This is a genomic window from Natronococcus jeotgali DSM 18795, from assembly GCF_000337695.1.
GTDB classification, from domain to species: domain Archaea; phylum Halobacteriota; class Halobacteria; order Halobacteriales; family Natrialbaceae; genus Natronococcus; species Natronococcus jeotgali.
Genome location: NZ_AOIA01000103.1, coordinates 61,256 through 81,209, shown reverse-complemented (window position 1 = coordinate 81,209; position 19,954 = coordinate 61,256). Strand labels below are relative to the sequence as shown.

Annotated in this window: 15 protein-coding genes and 4 pseudogenes; 8 read left to right on the top strand and 11 right to left on the bottom strand. The window is 54.1% G+C overall.

Features of this window, described 5'->3' with window-relative positions; genetic code table 11:
* Window positions 1-1,254: 1,254 nt before the first annotated feature.
* Window positions 1,255-1,422 carry a DUF7386 family protein gene (locus C492_RS26070; protein ID WP_449289506.1) on the bottom strand — a complete coding sequence of 56 codons (168 nt, stop codon included), beginning with the start codon at window positions 1,420-1,422 and terminating at the stop codon, window positions 1,255-1,257.
* Between the two features lie 144 nt (window positions 1,423-1,566).
* Between C492_RS26070 and C492_RS23735 the strand changes: the two genes are divergently transcribed.
* Together C492_RS23735 and C492_RS10930 are read left to right on the top strand one after the other, a co-directional pair.
* Window positions 1,567-2,109, top strand: coding sequence for a DUF3892 domain-containing protein (locus C492_RS23735; protein ID WP_152424891.1), 543 nt, complete (start codon window positions 1,567-1,569; stop codon window positions 2,107-2,109).
* A gap of 197 nt (window positions 2,110-2,306) precedes the next feature.
* A complete protein-coding gene (locus C492_RS10930; protein ID WP_008423453.1) occupies window positions 2,307-3,299 on the top strand; it encodes a transposase in 993 nt (330 codons plus the stop codon).
* A 383-nt stretch (window positions 3,300-3,682) separates the two neighbouring features.
* Here C492_RS10930 and hutI read toward each other — a convergent pair whose 3' ends face one another.
* From hutI to hutU, 3 genes are read right to left on the bottom strand one after another with little or no spacing between them, the layout of a single operon-like run.
* A complete protein-coding gene (gene hutI, locus C492_RS10925) occupies window positions 3,683-4,981 on the bottom strand; it encodes an imidazolonepropionase (RefSeq protein ID WP_008423451.1) in 1,299 nt (432 codons plus the stop codon).
* Window positions 4,978-5,922, bottom strand: a complete 945-nt coding sequence (hutG, locus tag C492_RS10920) for a formimidoylglutamase (RefSeq protein WP_008423450.1) — start codon at window positions 5,920-5,922, stop codon at window positions 4,978-4,980. Before hutG ends, hutI begins: the two co-directional genes overlap by 4 nt.
* Window positions 5,919-7,640 carry a urocanate hydratase gene (gene hutU / locus C492_RS10915; protein ID WP_049892997.1) on the bottom strand — a complete coding sequence of 574 codons (1,722 nt, stop codon included), beginning with the start codon at window positions 7,638-7,640 and terminating at the stop codon, window positions 5,919-5,921. The genes hutG and hutU overlap by 4 nt, the downstream gene beginning before the upstream one ends.
* An 84-nt stretch (window positions 7,641-7,724) precedes the next feature.
* Between hutU and C492_RS10910 the strand changes: the two genes are divergently transcribed.
* A complete protein-coding gene (locus C492_RS10910) occupies window positions 7,725-8,375 on the top strand; it encodes a helix-turn-helix domain-containing protein (RefSeq protein ID WP_008423446.1) in 651 nt (216 codons plus the stop codon).
* A gap of 218 nt (window positions 8,376-8,593) precedes the next feature.
* Here C492_RS10910 and C492_RS10905 read toward each other — a convergent pair whose 3' ends face one another.
* The 4 genes and pseudogenes from C492_RS10905 to C492_RS10890 all read right to left on the bottom strand — a co-directional run bounded on the left by C492_RS10905 (window position 8,594) and on the right by C492_RS10890 (window position 12,964).
* Window positions 8,594-10,087, bottom strand: coding sequence for a hypothetical protein (locus C492_RS10905; protein WP_008423444.1), 1,494 nt, complete (start codon window positions 10,085-10,087; stop codon window positions 8,594-8,596).
* 228 nt (window positions 10,088-10,315) lie between these two features.
* On the bottom strand, window positions 10,316-11,779 hold the full coding sequence (locus tag C492_RS10900) for a YjiH family protein (RefSeq protein ID WP_008423442.1): 1,464 nt from the start codon (window positions 11,777-11,779) through the stop codon (window positions 10,316-10,318).
* Between the two features lie 259 nt (window positions 11,780-12,038).
* Window positions 12,039-12,383, bottom strand: a pseudogene (locus C492_RS10895) (tyrosine-type recombinase/integrase); the annotation flags it as partial.
* Window positions 12,384-12,658: 275 nt separating this feature from the next.
* Complete coding sequence (locus C492_RS10890; RefSeq protein ID WP_008423439.1) at window positions 12,659-12,964, bottom strand: hypothetical protein; 306 nt, start codon at window positions 12,962-12,964, stop codon at window positions 12,659-12,661.
* Between the two features lie 157 nt (window positions 12,965-13,121).
* Here C492_RS10890 and C492_RS10885 point away from each other — a divergent pair, with 157 nt between their 5' ends.
* Window positions 13,122-13,535, top strand: a complete 414-nt coding sequence (locus tag C492_RS10885) for a hypothetical protein (protein ID WP_193364857.1) — start codon at window positions 13,122-13,124, stop codon at window positions 13,533-13,535.
* A gap of 1,054 nt (window positions 13,536-14,589) precedes the next feature.
* On the opposite strand, the gene C492_RS10880 is transcribed toward C492_RS10885, so the two are convergent.
* From C492_RS10880 to C492_RS10870, 3 genes and pseudogenes are all read right to left on the bottom strand, one after another.
* Window positions 14,590-15,267: an SDR family oxidoreductase gene (locus tag C492_RS10880; protein ID WP_008423434.1), complete on the bottom strand. Its 678-nt coding sequence runs from the start codon at window positions 15,265-15,267 to the stop codon at window positions 14,590-14,592.
* Window positions 15,264-15,608: pseudogene (locus C492_RS10875) on the bottom strand (DUF6069 family protein); the annotation flags it as partial. The pseudogene C492_RS10875 and the gene C492_RS10880, both read right to left, overlap by 4 nt.
* Before the next feature lie 38 nt (window positions 15,609-15,646).
* Window positions 15,647-16,276 carry an NAD(P)-dependent oxidoreductase gene (locus C492_RS10870; protein ID WP_008423430.1) on the bottom strand — a complete coding sequence of 210 codons (630 nt, stop codon included), beginning with the start codon at window positions 16,274-16,276 and terminating at the stop codon, window positions 15,647-15,649.
* A gap of 127 nt (window positions 16,277-16,403) precedes the next feature.
* On the opposite strand from C492_RS10870, the gene C492_RS10865 reads away from it, so the two are divergent.
* From C492_RS10865 to C492_RS23730, 4 genes and pseudogenes are all read left to right on the top strand, one after another.
* Window positions 16,404-16,799 carry a winged helix-turn-helix transcriptional regulator gene (locus C492_RS10865; RefSeq protein ID WP_083898836.1) on the top strand — a complete coding sequence of 132 codons (396 nt, stop codon included), beginning with the start codon at window positions 16,404-16,406 and terminating at the stop codon, window positions 16,797-16,799.
* A 181-nt stretch (window positions 16,800-16,980) separates the two neighbouring features.
* Window positions 16,981-18,051 (top strand): ABC transporter ATP-binding protein, encoded by a 1,071-nt coding sequence (locus C492_RS10860; protein WP_008423425.1) that lies wholly within the window; start codon window positions 16,981-16,983, stop codon window positions 18,049-18,051.
* A pseudogene (locus C492_RS10855) lies at window positions 18,048-18,925 on the top strand (ABC transporter permease). The gene C492_RS10860 and the pseudogene C492_RS10855 overlap by 4 nt, the downstream one beginning before the upstream one ends.
* Before the next feature lie 206 nt (window positions 18,926-19,131).
* A pseudogene (locus C492_RS23730) lies at window positions 19,132-19,272 on the top strand (ISH3 family transposase); the annotation flags it as partial.
* Between the last annotated feature and the right edge of the window lie 682 nt (window positions 19,273-19,954).

Sequence of the window (19,954 nt, the reverse complement as noted above, 5' to 3'; positions counted from 1 at the left end):
TTGTTTGATGCCTGTGAGTGGGTTGGATAGGGATGTTCTCATGGATGTTGTCGTTCGAAATTTGCTTGCCGAAACCGCGTCGAATAGTGCTGTATATGGTGTAGGCGTGAGTGAGATACCGCCGAGGCAGCGGTTCGCGTTATCAGGTCCACAATCAGCATACCGGCGGACCAACAGAAACCGCGGACCAATCAGTTGCCTACCCGCGGCACCGTACTTTCTCTAGAATTGGTCAGGGAGCGTTTCAAGCTTACGCACCGCCTTCGTAGCCGTGGAGTCGTCTTCACGGGCTTCGTATACCTCAGAGCTGACGGAAGACTGGCATCTCCTGCTGTCGGATGGTCCATCTGTACATGAAGATCTTGAACCCGAAAACCCGCCGACAATAATCAGTTAGTATGGGTGGTCGCCATCAGGCGTCCGAAAGACCTCATTTTCGGGATCGTCCTCAGCCAGTACCCACTCGCCGTCAGCAACAAGTTGCTCAAACTCATCTCGATCATAATCATAGAGTTGTCCAGGAGCGGGGCCGACGAGACGAACAGCGTTGTCCCCGGCGTTGAGTTCGTAGAACAATGGCTCGCTTTCGGACTGTGGGCCAAGGGCACCGTTCCAGTTCTCGATATCGGAGGCCGAATTCGTATTAGACATAGATCATTCTACAGACTCATTTGTGCGGTGGTAGACAACCAAAATATCCACTCCTAACGGCCGTCTGCGGCGACTGCCGTATTATAGACAACTCGTAGGATGCCGCTGCTCCTGATTCCTAAGGAACGACAGAGGATACCGGCCGCCATGAGCTCGGATCCGGCAGGTGGGTGGTTCCGGGTTCGGTGACGGTAGGTAGCAGCGGCCTCTGTCGCATGGCACGTAGCGTGCCATCCTCTACCACAGAGGCATAATATATAACGTTCGTGGTTTCGTCGACTACTCGAGGCAAGAACCGACACCGTTCTCGAGATGAACGATGTCCACCGCGATCATGACGGCGCCGACGGTGGACTCGCTGTAATTGTGGTATTCAGGGTTGTCGTCGATCAGACAACAAATCTATACAGTCGTCTGCGGTCCGTTCTAACCAACACGGTGGCGATTTCGCTAGCGCCGTTGGGTAGACGGGATGGCCGATTCCAAGAGATCCTGAGCACTCTCTCGAGAAAAACAAACGACCTCATGGACCCCGTCCAAGCGCACCTTTTCCGAATTTTCGGAGGGGTTCTCGTGGGCGCACGAGGCTTGGAGGAGTTAGCGTCAACGGCTTTCGGCTCGAGTACGGTATCGGAGCCCGATGACACTCGTGTTCGCGATGTTTTGCTCACTCTCGACTAGGTGCGTGAGCGCGACGTCGGTCACGTCGGACATCGGCGGGTCGTCGTCGTCAGGCCCATCCGCAACGATCTCACTCGCTTCCTCGAGCAGCTGTTATCTCTCGTCACTGAGCCGGAGCGTCGTTCGCTTGGTTCCCATATCAAACGATGTGCATATGGGGGTCGAAAAGGCGTCGGTCTCGAGTCACGGACAGCACTCGACAGATAAGCGGTCGACGCCGTCGCCGGCGCAATCGTGCTCGAGGCACCTATCGCCAGCGTGACCTATACACACGAGGACGTCGGTGAATACGCGAACCGTGCATACATTCGAAGAGCTGAATACATCGACGTCGAACCCCCAGGGATTTGCATCGAGATCGACGATACTGAGGTTCTATTTGGATCTCTATCTATGGTGGTTCTTGATAGCCCGCGTTATACAGGTTATCTAAAGAACAACATGAACCACTTCCACCACGCTTTGCCATTATTTATCACCCTGCAATACTCATGGCATAACATGGCGTTCGAAGTAACATGCGTCACGACCGACAGTAGTTCAACGTATAATGATTGCCGGTGTATCGAGACAATTGGATACGATGTTTCAGGGTCAACGTTCACCAAAACGCCGGCCCAAATGTATGAGAAAATCAAAGGAGGGACGGATTTTTATGTCGAACACTACGGATCCAAAACCAATCTCGAGGCGGTAAAGCGAGGGAGTACCAAGTACGTTAGAACCGAATCTAACGATACGAGCAGCGATAATCTTCTTGAACAGCCAAGCTGCTAAATTCAGTACCTCACAAAGCTAGTTAGCTGATATTACAGTAATTTCAAAGCTATTTACGAGGGTGTCATAGAACGAGTAGCACACCAAAGAGCAGGGTGAACGCTGAGGTGGATGAGTTCAGCGACCCTGCAAGATGATCCTTCGGTNGTGTCATAGAACGAGTAGCACACCAAAGAGCAGGGTGAACGCTGAGGTGGATGAGTTCAGCGACCCTGCAAGATGATCCTTCGGTAGAGCCGTTCTTCAATGTCGCGGAAACCGAGACGCTATCGTTGTTTGAGCATCTCTCCTTCGAGTTTCTCGAAGAGTTCGACGTGTTCGCCCCGGCGGAGACGGGGCGAACACGAGATCACGAACCACCAGAGCTGATGCGTGGCTTCCTCCATTGCTACTACCACGACATCTACGGCATTCGTCCCGTTGAGCGAGAGCTTCGGAACACGGTCGTTTGGCTCAGCTGTGGGTTCGATCGACCGCCGTCGAGAGACGCGGTCGATCGCTTTCTCACCGACCTCGAACACGTCGTTGACGAAGTCTTTGACCGACTCGTCGAGCAGGCCGCCCGGCGCGGCCTGCTCGACTTGACCTACTGTATCGATTCAACCGACGTGAGGGCGATGCCCGCCGATCAAGACGCGTCGAAGTGCTACGATCCAACCGACGGCGAGTACTACTACGGCTACGGTTGCACGATCGTCTCGACCGGGCAAAAGATCCCGATTGCAGCTGAGTTCACCGAGAGTAAGCAAGCACCAGAGGAGACGGCGATGCGCGTCACGAGTGACGCGCTCGCCGTCGCCAAGCCGATCTGGATGGTCGGTGACAGCGCTTACGACACGCTCGACTGGCACGACCACCTGCTGGCCGCAGGGGTCGTGCCAGTCGCTCCGTACAACGCGCGAAACACTGACGACCCGAAAGACATCGAGTACAGGGTCGAAGATCGCATCGAACAACACAGCGAGGACGTTCAGCTGAAGCAGTCCACGTTGGATGAGACGTACAACCGCCGTACTGGAGTCGAACGAACCAACGAATCAGTGAAGGACTGCGGCCTCGGGCGAACGCACGCCCGAGGCCGCGTCCACGCACGAGCGCAGGTGTTTCTTGCCCTGTGCCTTCGCCTCGTCGTCGCTATCACCAACTACGAGCGTGGAGACAATCCGGGAAGTACGATCATCACGGTGTGACAAGAGTTCTATGACACCCTCGNGCCTTCGCCTCGTCGTCGCTATCACCAACTACGAGCGTGGAGACAATCCGGGAAGTACGATCATCACGGTGTGACAAGAGTTCTATGACACCCTCGATGTTAGCTATGTTTTGTAATACAGTGTGGTGATCACAGATTTCCATGGCTCGTACGTCGGGTTACTTTACTACATCCTTTCTTTTTGAATGGCTTGTTATTCTTTGAAATTAATAAATAGTAAATAATACTACAATTATATACATTAAATATTATATAATTATCAGAATGAATAAATCATATTTCCTAGCAAATCGCAAGACATGAAGAGAGTTCCAACAGAGCCACAATTTTCAAATTTGAGGCCGTTATGTGGTCTTATTTTCAGTGTTTTGTACTTGGATCTGATGTTTCAACGACGACATCACCATGCTTGAGAACAGATCCGACGACGTTTTCGTCGTATCTATACGGAAGATGTCGGTACGACGGTATCTCGAGTACGGCGAGATCAGCCGGATCACCGATTTCAAGTGTTCCCACGCTATCGCTACGATTGATCGCTGCGGCTGAGCGGTCGGTAATCCCACGGATTGCTTCTCCGGGTGTCATTCCAATCCCTACACAAGCCAGCGTAGCTGCGAACCCCATTCGCTTTGCATAACAGTTCGGGTTGAAATCACTCCCGATTGCCGGAATGATATTTCGCTTACGATACGGCTCGAGACTTGGATACTCACCACCAAGTCCAAAGGCTGTTCCAGGCAATAGGACCGGCGTCACATCCGCCTCAAGCAGCGTCTCAATATCTTCTGGAGTCGACTGGAGCAGATGGTCAGCGCTTGCGGCTGAGAGCGACGCTGCCAGTTGTGACCCGCCGAGATTTTCGAACTCGTCGATGTGCAGCTTTGGAGTTAAACCTCGTTTTGTGCCAGCCTCGAGTATTTTCCGGGACTGCTCGACAGAGAAGACTCCTGCCTCACAGAAGACGTCACAGAACTCAGCGATGCCTTGTTTCTCAACAGCAGGGAGTTGCTCTTCCACAACCGACGTGGTGTACTCGTTGGCGTTGACCCCTTCTGGAATCGCGTGTGCACCCATAAACGTCGCTACGATATCGATAGGATGGCGCTCATCGGCTCGATTGATTGCTGAGAGGAGTTTCAGTTCGGTCTCGGTGTCGAGCCCGTAACCAGATTTGATTTCGGCGGTCGTCGTCCCGGCCGCGAGCATCAAATTAAGCCGTTCAAGTAGTCTGTCTGTGAGTTCGTCTACACTTGCCTCGCGAACGGCCTGAACAGTTCGGAGGATACCGCCGCCTTCAGCAAGAATTTCCTGATAGCTTTTTCCCCTGAGTTTCGCCTCGAACTCGTCCGAACGATCACCTGCGAATACTGCGTGCGTGTGTGGATCGACAAACCCTGGTAGAACACACTGTCCGCTCGCGTCAATTGCTGTTGTGGCGTTCTCGGTCGGATACTCGCGAGTAAGTTTGTCACTTGAATCGATCGCAGCGACTGTACCGCCTTCAATGACGATTGCAGCGTTGGACTCGACATTGAGGACGGGCCTGACAGAGGAATCGGAAGATCCATCGCCAGTACGCTTATTCGTGTTAGTTTCCGCGCTGTTCGCCGGTCCGGTAACCAGTTCGTTTGCGTCGTAGACAATCGTGTAACTCATGAATCGATCTCTAAGTAACCGCTGATCGCGTGAGCGACTGTTCTTGCGGCAGCATCAACAGTCAGACCATCCGTATCGAGGGGCGGAGCACACTCGACTACTTCAACTCCCGCTAGCCGTTCGTCGGCGGCAAGTGTCCTCACCGCGGAGAACAGTTCACGGGTCGTTAACCCGCCCGGAGTCGGTGCACTGACACCCGGTGCGGCACTCGCTTCGAGAACGTCACAGTCGACGCTCAGATAGAGGACATCAACGTCCATGAGCGCATCTTGTATCGTTTCAGTGACGGCATTCGGTCCGTCTACGAACGTGTCTGCCGGAATGATCGTTCCATCCTGCTCGCGGACGTACTTGATGTAGGCGGTCGACGTCTCAAAGTGTCGCGCTCCAACAGCAATGTATGTATCGAGACCGGCCTCATGCAACTGTCGGTAGGGGGTTCCGCTAGTGGGTCCGCCTTGAACCTCGCGACAGTCGAGGTGGGCGTCGAAGTTGATGACGCCGACGTCTCTATTAGCGTCGAGAAGGGGGGCGACGTTTCCATAGGTAAGTGAGTTATCCCCGCCGAGAAAGACCGGGAGTGGGCCCATCTTGTAGATATCCGTGGCAGTCTCCTGAACGGATTCCTGGACATCTGCAACGTCTGTCTCCGGCAGATTGAGGTCGCCGAGGTCGCCGAGCTGCGATCCCGGTTCGCCGGCCGACAGGTGAGTGGTCTTCATGGCTGCGAGTGAGCGACGGATCTCGAGAGGGGCTTCGCGAGCCCCACGGCGGCTGATCACCGCGCCGTCATAGGGTTCCCCAACGAAGACGACGTCCGTGTCTGCTGCGGTATCCGACTCGACCGCCGAGACAACATTACCGAACTGGCGGTCATTCGGGTCGCTCGAGGGGCCAATCCAGCCCTCCCAATCGGGTTGGTTGAAAGCATTTTGTGTCATTCGTTGTCCATCGGAATCCGGACGTTCGACTGTTCCGCTTCGTCCAGCGCGTCCTCGTAGCCCGCGTCCGCGTGACGGATGACGCCCATTCCAGGATCCGTCGTGAACACGGCCTTCGCCTTCTCAGCGGCGAGATCCGTGCCGTCGAGAACAACGTGGTTGTTCGCATGAAGGGAATTCCCGATACCGACGCCGCCACCGTCGTGGACACTGACAATGTCGGCTCCAGCGGCGCAGTTTACCAGTGCATTGAGGACCGGCCAGTCGGCGACGGCGTCGGTGCCGTCTTTCATTGCCTCAGTCTCACGGTTTGGACTGGCGACGCTACCCGCGTCAAGGTGGTCCCGGGTAACGACGATCGGAGCGGAAATCTCCCCTTCGGCGACGAGTTCGTTGATCCGGAGCGCAAAGCGGGCACGCTCGGTGTACTCTTCACCATCGGTTGCGTATCCGAGCCAGCAGACTCGACTGGGTAAGCCCTGGAATTGCACCTGTTCTTGTGCGAGTTCGATCCAGCGACGGAGGTGGTCCTTCTCGGGGAACAGCTCGAGGATGGCTTCGTCAGTTCGGTGGATGTCTTCGGGGTCGCCCGAGAGCGCGGCCCATCGGAACGGCCCCTTTCCGCGACAGAACTGCGGACGGATGTAGGCGGGAACGAAACCGGGGAACTCGAATGCATCCTTATGCCCGCGGTGTTCCTGCACCTGTCCACGGATGTTGTTGCCGTACTCGAACGCGATCGAACCCTGATCTTGCATTTCGAGGATCGCGTCGACGTGGCGCTCCATCGTGTCCAAACTCGCTTTAAGGTACTTGTCTGGATCATTCTCGCGCAGCTCGTTGGCTTCGTTGACCGTGTAGCCGTCGGGGTAGTATCCCTCGAGAGCATCATGAGCGCTTGTCTGATCCGTAACCACATCTGGAACGTATTCCTGCTCGAGCATGGTCTCGAGCAGTTCCGCTGCATTGACGTGGACGCCGACACTGTAGGGTTCGCCGACCTCACGCGCCTCTTCTGCGCGTTCGATCGCCTGCTCGATGTCGTCGGCTTTCTCCATGCAGTAGCCGGTTTCGATACGCCGATCGATCCGTTCTTCATCGACTTCAGCAGCGATACAGATACCGCCGTTCATTGTCACTGCAAGCGGCTGTGCACCCCCCATTCCGCCGAGACCGGCGGTTACGACCGTCCGCCCGCTTAGGTCACCGTCGTAGTGCTGACGGGCGAGTTCGGCTAGTGTCTCGAACGTTCCCTGAATGATCCCCTGCGTCCCAATGTATGCCCACGAACCGGCGGTCATCTGGCCATACATGATCTTCCCCTCTGCCTCGAGTTCGTGAAAATGTTCCCAGTTGTCCCAGTTACCGACCAAGTTGGAATTTGCGATCAGCACTCGTGGCGCGCGCTCATGGGTTCGAAATCGGCCAACCGGTTTCCCCGACTGCACCAACAATGTCTCGTCATCCTCAAGCGAGCGTAGTTCCGAGAGAATCGTATCGTAGGCGTCCCATGATCGCGCCGCTCGTCCAGTACCGCCATAGACGACCAGGTCTTCGGGATTTTCCGCTACTTCCGGATCAAGGTTGTTGTTAAGCATTCGGAGGGCTGCTTCCTGTCGCCACCCCTCACACTCGAGATCGGAGCCAGTCGGTGCACCCTGATACTTTTGCCACTGGTCGCTTGGTTCGCCTTCGCCAAGGATTGAATTCGAATCCATGTGCTACAAAACTAGGAGGAGAAATAATACTAAAGGTGCACCGTTCGGAACGGGCTTTATATACTGAGTCTACGTATAACCGTTATGTACGAAGCGACTTTTTCGATTGCCGACTCGGGCTCTTACACTAAGCCGACTAAGGATGCCGACTGTCGAATCGAACTCTGGTGTAATGACCACTCTGATCTCCTCTATGTCTCTGGCACTGAGATAGGTCCGCTCCTTTCGCAGATACGGACAGATATCGGAATTGAGGCTGAGATCCACCGTGATAGAGAGGCAGTTGTAATCACGGAATCATGCCTCAAACAACATGAAGTGGCTTACATCGAACAGTATCTTCGAATGTTTAACTGTCTACTGTTACCACCTCTTCGGTACGAAAACGGCGAAAAGCAGTGTCGAATTCTCGCACTCGAGTCTAAGAGCCTCACTGACCTCTATACTGAGCTGGTATCGGACGACTTCAGTATTGACGTACGGGCCAAACACAAGATCAGTATGCCGGTACAGTCAACCCCACTTTTGACCCTCGACGACGTACTTCCCGAGCTAACTGAACGCCAGCGAGAAGTGCTTACGCTCGCGGTAGAGTATGGCTACTACGATCTCCCCCGAGAAACTACGACGAAGGCAATCGCTGAGGAAGTTGAAGTCAGTCGACGGACAGTAGAAGATCATCTCCGACGTGCTGAGAGAAAATTGCTCACGTCACTCGTCTCATATCTATATTAGAGCGTGTCATAGAATCGTCCCCACAGGATTGTTTTCACCCTGGCGTTCAACGAATCAGCTGGTAGATAGAGCGTGCGAACCTAACACGATCAGTTCATTAACTAATAGAGATCTTGATAGAGTCGTGCTGAATACAAGGCGCATATCTTGCAGACGGTTTTTCTGAGAAACTGGAAGTAGATCGTCACTCAGTCGCAGACCTCGAATTTTTCCAAGTCTTATGGTGGTGTAAGTTCGTCTGCATTGAGGGCGTCGACCAGCCGGTCGATAATGGATTGATCGACGTTGGTGAGATTGGCTACCTGGCCTTCGATGTAGGGTTGCCCAGTGAGATCGTTGAGTGTATCGTAGTTGACCAAGATGTCCAGGTGGTCGGGTACGTTGTCGTATTGGAGGCCTGAGTCCGCTGTCAAGATGATTGGATCGGCGTCAGGGTCGTCCTGTGGTGTACCGATTCCGGTGAAGCCTTCGACGTAGTCCCCAACAATTTCATCGTCGACCTTAGATTCCTCGTTCTTGATGACAAGCATGGTCCGATCGCCGGTTGTATCTTTTACGTCACGGATTTGTTTGCGGAGCTTGGTTGTGACCGTTTTCCTGGCCCCGCTCTCTTCCGGGTTCATCGACGCGGAGTACCGCCGGGCGATTTCGTAGGATGGCTGTGGCCGTGGCAGTGTTATCTCAGTCCAAATGGTTTCTCCGCCAATCGTGATCTTGGCGTCAGGGACACCGCCGTTCGGTGCTTGCTGTTCGATTGCGACGTCGTTGACTCCGAACTCTCTGCGTAGGGCGTTGAAGACCTCTATCTCTGCGACCGTGCTTTCGTACTCATCTCTCGCTAAGAGATCGTTTTTGATTCGGACGTTGGGGTCGCTGTTTTGGCCTCTTCCGGGCTGTATCAGTCCCAGGCAGTGGTCGTAGTAGGCGAGCTTATCGCTATGGTCCAGCATGAGCAGCTTTGTCAGGGGATGGGTGTTATGCTGTTTTAGATCAGAAATAGGCGAACTGTTGTAGGTAAGGAAGGCTTCTAATTGTGGGTATTGGCTGAGGTTTGCCTGTATATCGTTCCAGTCGACAGTTTTCTTCGTATCCCATTCAAGATCCTTGAGGAGGATGGAGACTTTGACAACCTTGTAGTTCTTGTCCTGGTAGGCGTTATTTGAGTCGAGGCCGTGTGTCTGGGCTATGTCTTCGAGTTTGTCTTTGATGGGATCGAGTTCATTACTGAAGTCTGTGGCTCCATGGCCAGAGCTTTCCTCCAGAAAGGTTCTCAGGGTGTGTTCGAGGGATCGGAAGAAGAAGTAGCTGTAGGTGTTGTACCAGCACTGCATTTGGCCGGCCATTTCAGTTTCTTGTCCTCTGTAGAAGCGAGGAATCAACGGGGCCAGGTAGTGGGCTTTCCTGCGATCTTGGCCCTGTATTTTCTGTTGGATAAATTGGTTGACTGCGTTGATGTCGGCCTGTCCGATTGCTTCCAAGCCTCTTCCTATGTCGGTGTAGGCGAGTCCGTTGACTTCTTCTGCGATGAAGTAGGCGGTTTCCAGGGATTTTACGTGTTCTTGATTGACACAATCTTCGAATATATCGGACACGAAGTGGAGGCTGCCGGGCGGCGGATGTCCGATATCTTGGATTAGGTCCTGTATTTCGTCCAGCTTCTGGCTACAGCTGAGGGTGTTGTCTTGCTGGATTTGAAAGAAGTCCCAGGCCATGAATTATCTTGATGGTTGTTACTGATCTGTGAAAGTGTTTAGCAAGTAGTTCTCTAGCGTTACCGACCACTGAACTCAGGCTCTGTATTCAGCACACAGCTTTTGGCAGCTATCGGAGAGATCAAATGCCGTTCCGTTACCTGCTTGATCTGTATCTATCACTTCGAAGGGGACCAGAAGAATTCTATGACACGCTCATATTAAGAAATCAAGGAAGAAGAATTCTGATCAGAGCAGTCCAAACGCCGCAAGCGTATGCATTATAATTGTGATGATCGGAATAAGGATAATCGTGCGCATGATGAATAACAAGATAAGATCCCTGAACCGAATGGGGATATCACTGAACATATCCATCATCATTGGGGCGGTCGCAGAGAAAAAGATTAGCTGAGAGATTGAAAGCAGAGCAATGAAAAAGCGTGCCATTGCGTCAGCCTCAGCAACCAGCAGTGCCGGAATGAACATCTCGGTAATACCGATGATCGACGCCGGTGCAACAACCTCAGCATCAGGAATACCGAGCAGTTCGAAAACCGGGATAAGCGGCTGAGAAATAATGTTAAATACCGGAGTATGCTCGGCAACAACAACGGCTGCGAGACCAATTGAGAGAATCGTCCCAAGGATGAGGATTGTGAGTTTGATACCATCAATAAACCCTCGAACCGACGCATCGACAATAGTACCACTTTCCTCTGCCTTTTCGATAGCCTCAGAGAGACCGAATCGGAAATAATCTTTTGCGGAGCCCTGGAACGGTGTCTCGGGATTTGGTTCAGAAATATACGACTCAGGGACCCTACTCAGCGGTGGGATTCGAACGAGAATAAAACTCGTAACCGCAATGCAAATCAGATACGACATAAAGATAATCGGAAAGAGTTCGAGAAGGTCAACGGTCGCGGCAACGACGCCAACAAACCCGATAGAAACAGTCGCAAAGCACGTGCTGATAATATAGACGTCTCTCTTAGAGTACTCGCCGCGATCGAAGACGTTTCGCGTAACATAGAGGCCAACGCTGTAGGAACCGACCCATGAGGCAACGCTATCAAGAGCCGCCCGCCCTGGGACTTTGAATAACGGCCGCATGATTGGACGAGCCATTGTTCCAACAAATTCGAGGCCACCGAGTTCGACAAAGAGGTTGATAAAGATAGCACCGATCGGAATAATCACTGCGACGCTAAGAATGAGTGTTCCCCAGACAAGACCACCTGTCCCGGGACCAATCAGCCATTCAGGACCAACCTCGAAAAATAGCACTGGTGCGAGCACGGCACCGGCGACGCGGAAGAACCAAAAGGGAACAGATGTTTCCCAATAGGGTAGAGCCAACTGTTTTGCTAAGGTGTCCTTGATTGAGATGAGACCGTGTTTTCGAAATTCAGCAAGTGTAGTCAGGAAACCACCCGCAACAATGAGCGCAAGCGCGTACGTTCCTGCAAACATTGGGTACGTACCTGTAATATAGTTTATAAGTATGTCAAAAGGAACTGTTATTTGACCATTCCATGGAACCGGTACAAGAAAGAAGAAGAATCCGACTAAAAACGCCAATACGAACTTTGAAACCGGCTTGCGTTGGAACTCGGCGAGATTGATATCTTCAATTGATTTTGTCTCTGGATCCGCCTCGACATGCTTCATCTCTTGATCTCCCTTTGACCATGCCGCTTCGTCGAGCATATCTTTATTTTGAGTAATCCGGTAACAAGTACCAAATAGTGCCTTATGGTGACTGGTTTATAAGGCAAGGTCTGGAACCAGTGCCTATCAAAAATGTTAATCAGTACTGGACCTGATAGCAGCTGCACTTCTGCGTGGTATTCTAGGTGTCTATTCCATTACTATTGCTGCCCAGACAAGCAGTTAACAAAAATTATTTGAATCATCTCTATATGGACTGCCAATATCAGACAAATCTTTAACTATGATACTTTATAATTTACTCATTCCGTATTTCGTCAATCGATTGGGCGAGGTCTTTCGTTTTGAGATCACTGTAGGCCTCGTGGGTCGTTTCAATTGATTTGTGACGCAGTACCTGTTGGGCCTTTTCAGACTCACCGAGTGCGTACAGCTCGGCGCCGAGCCCACGACGTGCTCCATGCGGCTTGAGATACTTGTGCCCGTCCTCGAGTTCGATGTTTGCCTCGTCGGTGAGACGTTTCATCACTCGCCGTGCACCCTCTTTAGAAATTGACGGTGGTGCGATCTCGTAGTCACGGAGTAGATCGTCGAGGATGTCTGTTTTCGACGCGTCACCTCTCTGCTCGAGCGCCTTCGACAGTCGATCTTGCGTTGGCTGCATACGTCTATGCATCGGTTCAGACGCCTGAGCACGAGTTCAATGGAGGTTTTGCTTTGCTTCTGTTGTTTGCTGACGTGTGGGTTGCTGCAGCGTTCAGTCCAAGTTTATCGATATAGAACAGCGGAGTGTCTATATTCAGTATGCACATATAGTGTGAAGTATATACATATGAATAAGGATCTAAAGAAGTGGGTTTCAGCAGAGCATTCTATGCAAAAAAGAAGCTACGTAAGGGGCGAGATTCGGACTCATTCCTACAATACATAGATGATTGAGAATAGAAACGCGATAGTAACGACGCCAGCAAGAACGTACAGATAGGTCGGAGCAGGCTCAGTTCCACGAGAGACTTTTTCAGGTCTAACATACACGAGTACACCGCTGCCGATCGCAAAGAGACCAAGAACGACACCGCTAATCCCAGTAAGAGAACCTTTGGTCGCGAGCACCGACACTGCGTTTTCAACGACGAACAGGAGTCCGAGTAGAATGAGAAGGTATCCCTGGAGAGTAGCCCGCTGGATGGAAATAGAGGCCCCTCTCACGGTACTGCTGTTCATAAGAACCACTTCTCCCTCTTCGTATTAGCATTTGGGGATAGCAGATACTCCAGAGACCCTGTGGACGACCGATACGCTGCCCTACTGATCAGCTGGTTCATCCCCAATAATTCTGGAAATAAGCCACGCATCAAAATCACCCTCCGAGGTTGTGCTTGTGAGCCCAGATCAGGAGATGACTGTCACGATGTGGGTTGACTGTGAGACAGACCTGCCGGTCAAAACTGAGCTTACTACTGAAACCTTCATGGAGGATCTCGGAGCGTACGATGACGGCAACGCGAGTGAAGACATGAATACAATCGAGAGTATCGAAACGACAGCCACTGAAACGACGTACTTCGAAGCGTACAACGAGCCGGTTGACATCGAACTCCCCGAGGACGCTGAAGATGCACAGACCCTCGAAGAGCAACTTGAGGACTTCGAAGCGGAGTTCGATGACGACGAAGCCTTCGACGTTGACGAAGACGAGTTCGACGAAGATGGTGAGTTTGACGTTGACGAGGACGAACTCGCGGATCACGACGCTGACGAGCTAGACGAGGACGACACTAACGACGACTGCTGACCGAGATCGAAGACTCAGTTGAGCGGCTAAACTCGGCTTCTTATTTTTCCGAAATAACTGTTGAGAGTTATGCCTATATTGGTGGTTCCGGAACTGTGAGACGACTTTCGACTACTATGCCAGAAACGTAATTACGTATGGCAATCATCTGTTGCATGCTTGAGTTTTCTTACTCAAGCAATCGGGATAGTACGGACCTGCATCCGGGCCGAAGCCGAAGTCGGCCTCCCGTTTCCCCCCCACCCACTTGCCGATCAGAATTCTAAGGGCGGCTTTGATCGGTCGGTTGCGATCGTCTCGAATCGACACTATCGCAGTAGCCGACAGATGGATGACTGTGTTGCATACAGAGAAACCACATATCGTTTCACACTCAAGAAAGTCGATTCATAAGGAGGGTTGCTACTTTTCCCGCAATCAGCATACTGACTACAAATGCTGCAGCAACGACTATGAGTCCTGCAGCGGAGGTAACAAACCAATCAAGCTGAAGACGGGTGAGNGTAAAGGACATACATAACAGGTAGACCGATTAAGAAGACGGATCCGAAATATACCGCACTGGATATCGCCAGCGAGTAGCGGCTTTTCACGGGGGCTGATGTCATATTGATATATTTTAACGATACATCCGCATAATACTTCTCCAGGGGAGGTATAGCAGTACCGCTCAGTTCGCAACTCCATGTAACGGAATCCAGAGAAGCCCTGTTCCTTTCGTAAAACGGCGGCACCAACCGTCATTCTCTTGCAAACTCTCTATGTGGTATGTCATGCTGTCAGTCAAACGTCTGAGTTTAACACAAACTCCGCCGTTCGTTATCTGCCAGTCGAGATTTTGATGAAACCCCTGTTACGTATAGGCCAAACAGTTACCGGAGCGGTTACCGGTATCTCAGCCATCTGTCAAAATCCACCTGCTGACTATAGAGGATCAACACAGTGAACCGTGTATTCACTCACTCCCAAACGTCGCGGTAGTCCTCAATGAATGTTCTCAGAACGGTTGATTCACGTCCCAGCAGTCGGGAGACGTCACCAGTTACCCTGTCTCTTATACACATCNGCCATCAGAGATGTGTATAAGAGACAGCGATGGTGCTGTGTACTTCACCTCGTGATCGAGGGTTGCCAAGAACTGTCGACAGACTTCCCGATACCCCAGTGCCTCTGGTCCAGTTAGATCGTACTCGCCGGTTGTTCGCGTGAGAAGAGATTCTGCTGCCACTGCAGCGACGTCGCGTGCATCGATAAAACTCGTCCGACCAGTTCCGGCCGGGACAATCAGCTCTCCGGCTCGAATCTCTTCGCGGTGGGTTGTCGAGAGGTTCTGCATAAAAAACGACGCTCGGAGGAACGTAGTCGAGACAGGTGCCGACTCGAGCCACGACTCGATCCGCGCGTGTGGGACGAGACGATTGCGGTCTGCCCCGATGACCGAGAGGAAGACCACGTGATCGACGCCGGCCCCAACCGCGGCAGCCAGTGCCGGGACGATATCGCGACGAACGCGAGACAGTGCAGGCGGGCGAGCGAGAAACACCGCATCAATGTCGGCAAATGCCTCGCGGTAGGTTGTCGGATCGGTAAAGTCGAACGCGACGGTTTCGTCAGCCGGCCCGTCGAATCGCTCGGGTGAACGCGTCGCAGCCCGAACCGAGACAGATACAGTCGCGAGGTTCGCACAGACGTCGCTTCCAACAGTCCCGGTTGCGCCGGTGACAAGAATCATCGGTTCCCCCTCCAGTCGACGAGAGCGGCAACAACGACGCCGGCTGCAGCGATATGCATCAGCCCGAGAACACCGAGGCGGGCCGTGGTTGCGCCATCGAAGGCCGAAGCAGGCTCGAGGAGGACGAGCGAGAGCAGTGTCACGAGGGCGGCAGCCAGAACGAATCGTCGATCCGCGGCGTCACCGAAGGCGCGCCGAAAGACGGCGTGGACGACGACACCGCCGAGTGCGCCGACCGCAGTGGCGATCGCAACCGGGAGAACGGCGAACGGATCGAAGCCACCAGCACCAACAGTCACGAGGGTGAGGCCGAGAACAACGAGGTTTACAGCGACTACACCGCCGACGGCAAGGACAACTCGATGTTAGTTGACAGTGGTCATGCGGGTCCCACCTTCGGCATCTCTCGAACGTTCCGATCATCCTCGAGGCAATCCAGAATGAACCGAGCGACGTCGGCACGGTCGATCGCATCGAACCCGAGATTGATCTCGCCCGCGCGGTACGCTCCCGTCCGATCGCCCTCACTTAGCCGTGGCACACGGACGACCGTCCACTCGAGGTCCGTCTCGCGGACGGACTCGACGTGGGTTTCGGCATCCTCGAGAACGTCTCTGGCAAGCAGTTTCAGGAGCACACCCATCATCTTCCCGCCGAGCGAGACGGATTCTCCGTCCTCGCGAACGCCGGCACCGACGAGCGTGACGAATCGCAAGACGCCCCTCTCCGTCATCGCGTCGGTGATCTGCTCGCCGGCGACGGTCAACAGATCGTCCGGAGAGCCGTCACCCTGACCGAGGACGCTGACGACGGCGTCGACGCTCTCGACGGCGTCGCGAACACCGTCGCCCGTGTAGGCATCCCCCTCTACGACGGTCACTCGATCATCGGTGAACTGAACGCGGTCGGGGGAGCGAGCGTGGACGACGATCTCGTGGCCGCGCTCGAGCGCCTGTTCGCAAACCGGGCGACCAGTGCGGCCGGTCGCACCGAAGACGGCGATTTTCATATCCGGACGTACGGCGTCGAAAGGGATATACTTCTAACTTCGAAGTTTCGAAGCAGCGGGTGGGAAATAGCGTTGAACGCCATTTGTGCGGGAAACGATCTTGGTCTTCGAGGCCGTCCAGTTGTGTATGGACGACGATAGTGTAACTCGATTGGACGCTAGCCGATCTCCCGAGGAAGCCCGCAGACTCAGACAATCGCTGGAACCGGATGAACGGGAGCGGGTCGAGCGAACGGTCGCCGAACTGCTCGATCTCCTCGGCCGGACGCACACGATGGCGGTACTCTCCGAGTTCGCCTTCGCGAGCGGGCCGTTACGGTTCTCCGACCTCGAGACCGCACTCGAGGTGCCGGCGAACACGCTCTCGACGCGACTCCGGGAGCTGACCGATGCTGGCCTGCTTGGCCGAACGGCCTACGACGAGGTTCCGCCGCGAGTCGAGTACGAGCCGACCGAGAAAGCTCGAGCGATCTTCCCGGTGTTTGGCCACCTCCACAGGTGGGCGGTGTCCTACGAACTCTGAGATCGTTCCGCCCTACAGGGGAAAGCAATCACTGACTATCCGCGTCCACCCGACTGACAGAAAAACTACACAATCGGTTCCCGAACAGTTCTACCAGCATGATAGGCGACACTTCGGTTATTGAAGCGACCACCGAGTTTCGAAGTCGGACGTATTTGTCTTCTGCGCCCGTATCCGCTGTATGTCGAACGAACAATCGGTGGCGGATGCTAAAACTCACCGTGCACACTCACAGGACTCGAGTGCGAGTCGAACCGAGCCCGCAAAACACGCCTCGATCGACATCTCTGGTCTCGAGCTCACGTACGGTGACGGAACTGAAGCGGTCAGAAGCGTCCATCTGACGGTCGGTGACGGCGAATTCTTCGGGTTTCTCGGCCCCAACGGCGCGGGCAAGACGACGGTGATCAAAGTGCTCGCGACGCTGCTGTCACCGACCGCCGGCGAGGTCCGCGTCAACGGGTTCGACGTCCGAACCGAGCCGCGGAAGATCCGGGAATCGATCGGCTACATGGCCCAGGAGACGAGCATCGATCCGGAACTCACAGCCGAGGAGAACATTCGATTCGCGTGTGAAGCCTACGGCGTCCCGCGGGGCGAACGGGACGACCGAACCGCTGAACTGCTCGACCTCGTCGATCTCGAAGCGGTCGCCGACAAGCGCTCGGAGGAGTTCTCGGGTGGGATGAAAAAACGACTCGACGCCGCCACCGCGCTCGTCCACCGCCCGCCGCTGGTCTTCCTGGATGAACCGACGACCGGCCTCGATCCGAAGGCACGCAATCGGCTCTGGGAGTACTTCCAACGGATCAACGAGCAGGGGACGACGATTTTCCTCACCACGCAGTACCTCGAGGAGGCCGACACGCTCTGTGAGCGGTTGGCGGTGATTCTCGACGGCGGGATCGTCGCCGACGGATCCCCTGCCGATCTCAAGCGGCAGGTCGGTGGCGACGTCCTCGATATCGAACTGGGCGATGGGCCCGAAGCGCGGGCGCGCGCTGCAACGCTCGCACGCGAGTTCGACGACTTTGATATCGCGACCGTCGAGGAGACCGAGACGGGAATCAGCGTCACCGCACAAGCGGCCCGTCAGTCGGGAACGGATCTCCTCGTTGCACTGCGCGACGCGGGACTAACTGTTCTCGGGTTCAACGTTCGCGCGCCGACGCTGGACGACGTCTTTCTCGCGATTACGGGCGAGCGTGTCGACAATGACGGTGGCGCGGCCGAAACGGAGGAGTCCACGTGAGCACGCCGACCGAGTCGGGGACTGCCGACCGCGAGGTTGCGAGATCCACAAACACCTTCGTCGGGGACGTCTGGGTCAACTTCAAGCGGTGGAACCTCAAGGCCGTCCGGAACCCGTTCGTCCTCGTCGTCTCGCTCGCACAGCCGTTTATTTTTTCGTCCTGTTTACGGAGGTGTTCGGCAACGTCGCCGGCGGCGTCGTCAATCAGGGACTTCCGGGTGTCGACTACACGACGTTTCTCGTCCCGGCAATCGCGATCCAGGTCGCACTCGCGTCGGCGGTCACCTCTGGAATCGGGCTGGTCAACGACATCGAGAACGGCATGTTCGAGAAGGTGCTCGTCTCGCCGATGAACCGAACCGCCGTGTTCGTCGGGAAGACCCTCGCCGAGGTGTTCCGTATCGGCCTCCAGATAGCCATCATTCTCGGACTCGGCGTGCTCCTTGGCGCGGAGATCACGACCGGCGTCGTCGGTGCCGTCGGGATCATGGCCGTCGGAATCCTCTTTTCGTTCTGGTTTATCGCGTTCTCGAACATGCTCGCGGTGCTGACTCGAGACCAGGAATCGACGATCATCGGCGCGAACCTCTTGCAGTTCCCGCTGTTGTTCCTCTCGAGTGCCTTTCTCCCCCTCGAGGTGCTCCCGAACTGGATTCAGCTGGTCGCTCGAATCAACCCCGTCACGTACGGCGTCGATGCCGCACGCGCGATTATGCTCGACGAAGACGTGATGACCGTCCTCGAGGTGACAGCGTTCGGCGGCGCGCTCGACACGATCGTCCCCACCGTCGCCGTTCTCGTCGGTCTCGGGTTCGTGTTCGGTACCGGAGTCATATATCTGCTTTCGAGGGCCTCGAGTTCGGACGTTCGGTAACGAGCGTTCCGTGACCCGACACCACTCGCGTGCCGCTTCTGTCCCGCCGATGCGTAGACGTCGATGGCGCGGTTGATGCGGACGACTCGCCGACAGCGGTCCGTGGACACTCCGTCTCGAGATCCATGCGTTATCACCCTCGAGACCCGTTTGTATTCTCAGTACATCACAAAGCCGGTTAGTTGAGTCGTCTGCTTGCTGAAGACGTGTCTAATCACCAGCAGCAAGCAGACAATGCAATCCACGAGGACCAGCTCCTTAACTTCCTCGTCAACTCCCTTGACGAGGAAGTGGGTCTTGACCTCGCCAAGAACGCTAAGGTCGACGCAGAAGATATCTACGAGGTCCGTCAGAACTTCCGTCAACACTACGGATCAGGATGAAACTGCGGCTTCAGCCCAAGTGAGCAGGGACGCTTTGTGAGGTACTGGGTCTCCTTCAACCCCATCGCATTCGTTCACCGACTAGGGGCTTAAACAGGATTCTCATAAAGTCAAAGCCTTGCGCCTTTATATCACTCTGCTCGGCCACTAAACCGGCTGTGCTCTAACTCTCACCCACCTCCACCGTCCTGCTTGCGGCGCTCACCCTCACTGCGCAGTCTTTCGCGATGGATAAACTAATCCAGGACCTAGTTATTCTCCCACACTACGACACCCCATTTTTGGATGTAATCGTATGTGAAGCGCGTCATAGAATACGTCTTATACCCGCTATTCTTCGATTACACCGTTCTCATTTCTCTCGTGATAGAACGATTTTACCAATAGATAATTTTGTTTACTTGATAATTTATAAATGATATTAGCTAGAAGATATTGTATGAAGCTTCCTATGTGGACTATACTGTTCAATACAGATATAGACCAGTACGCAATCCTCATAGAAGCAGACATATTACTAAACTCCAAGTAGTATAATGATGTCCCAGTATCCCGGTGAAACCACGAATTCTGGACTACTACGGAGTTCAGAAGCATCCGAAGTAAGAATTCCCAATCAACAAGATTATACCTGTCCGATCTGTGA

Bases quoted from the DNA above. Each gene is read 5' to 3' on its own strand.
- C492_RS10930 (WP_008423453.1), top strand. From the start codon at position 2,307: ATGAGTTCAGCGACCCTGCAAGATGATCCTTCGGTAGAGCCGTTCTTC.
- hutI (WP_008423451.1), bottom strand. From the start codon at position 4,981: ATGAGTTACACGATTGTCTACGACGCAAACGAACTGGTTACCGGACCG.
- hutG (WP_008423450.1), bottom strand. From the start codon at position 5,922: ATGACACAAAATGCTTTCAACCAACCCGATTGGGAGGGCTGGATTGGC.
- hutU (WP_049892997.1), bottom strand. From the start codon at position 7,640: ATGGATTCGAATTCAATCCTTGGCGAAGGCGAACCAAGCGACCAGTGG.
- C492_RS10910 (WP_008423446.1), top strand. From the start codon at position 7,725: ATGTACGAAGCGACTTTTTCGATTGCCGACTCGGGCTCTTACACTAAG.
- C492_RS10905 (WP_008423444.1), bottom strand. From the start codon at position 10,087: ATGGCCTGGGACTTCTTTCAAATCCAGCAAGACAACACCCTCAGCTGT.
- C492_RS10900 (WP_008423442.1), bottom strand. From the start codon at position 11,779: ATGCTCGACGAAGCGGCATGGTCAAAGGGAGATCAAGAGATGAAGCAT.
- C492_RS10890 (WP_008423439.1), bottom strand. From the start codon at position 12,964: ATGAACAGCAGTACCGTGAGAGGGGCCTCTATTTCCATCCAGCGGGCT.
- C492_RS10870 (WP_008423430.1), bottom strand. From the start codon at position 16,276: ATGAAAATCGCCGTCTTCGGTGCGACCGGCCGCACTGGTCGCCCGGTT.
- C492_RS10865 (WP_083898836.1), top strand. From the start codon at position 16,404: ATGGACGACGATAGTGTAACTCGATTGGACGCTAGCCGATCTCCCGAG.
- C492_RS10860 (WP_008423425.1), top strand. From the start codon at position 16,981: ATGTCGAACGAACAATCGGTGGCGGATGCTAAAACTCACCGTGCACAC.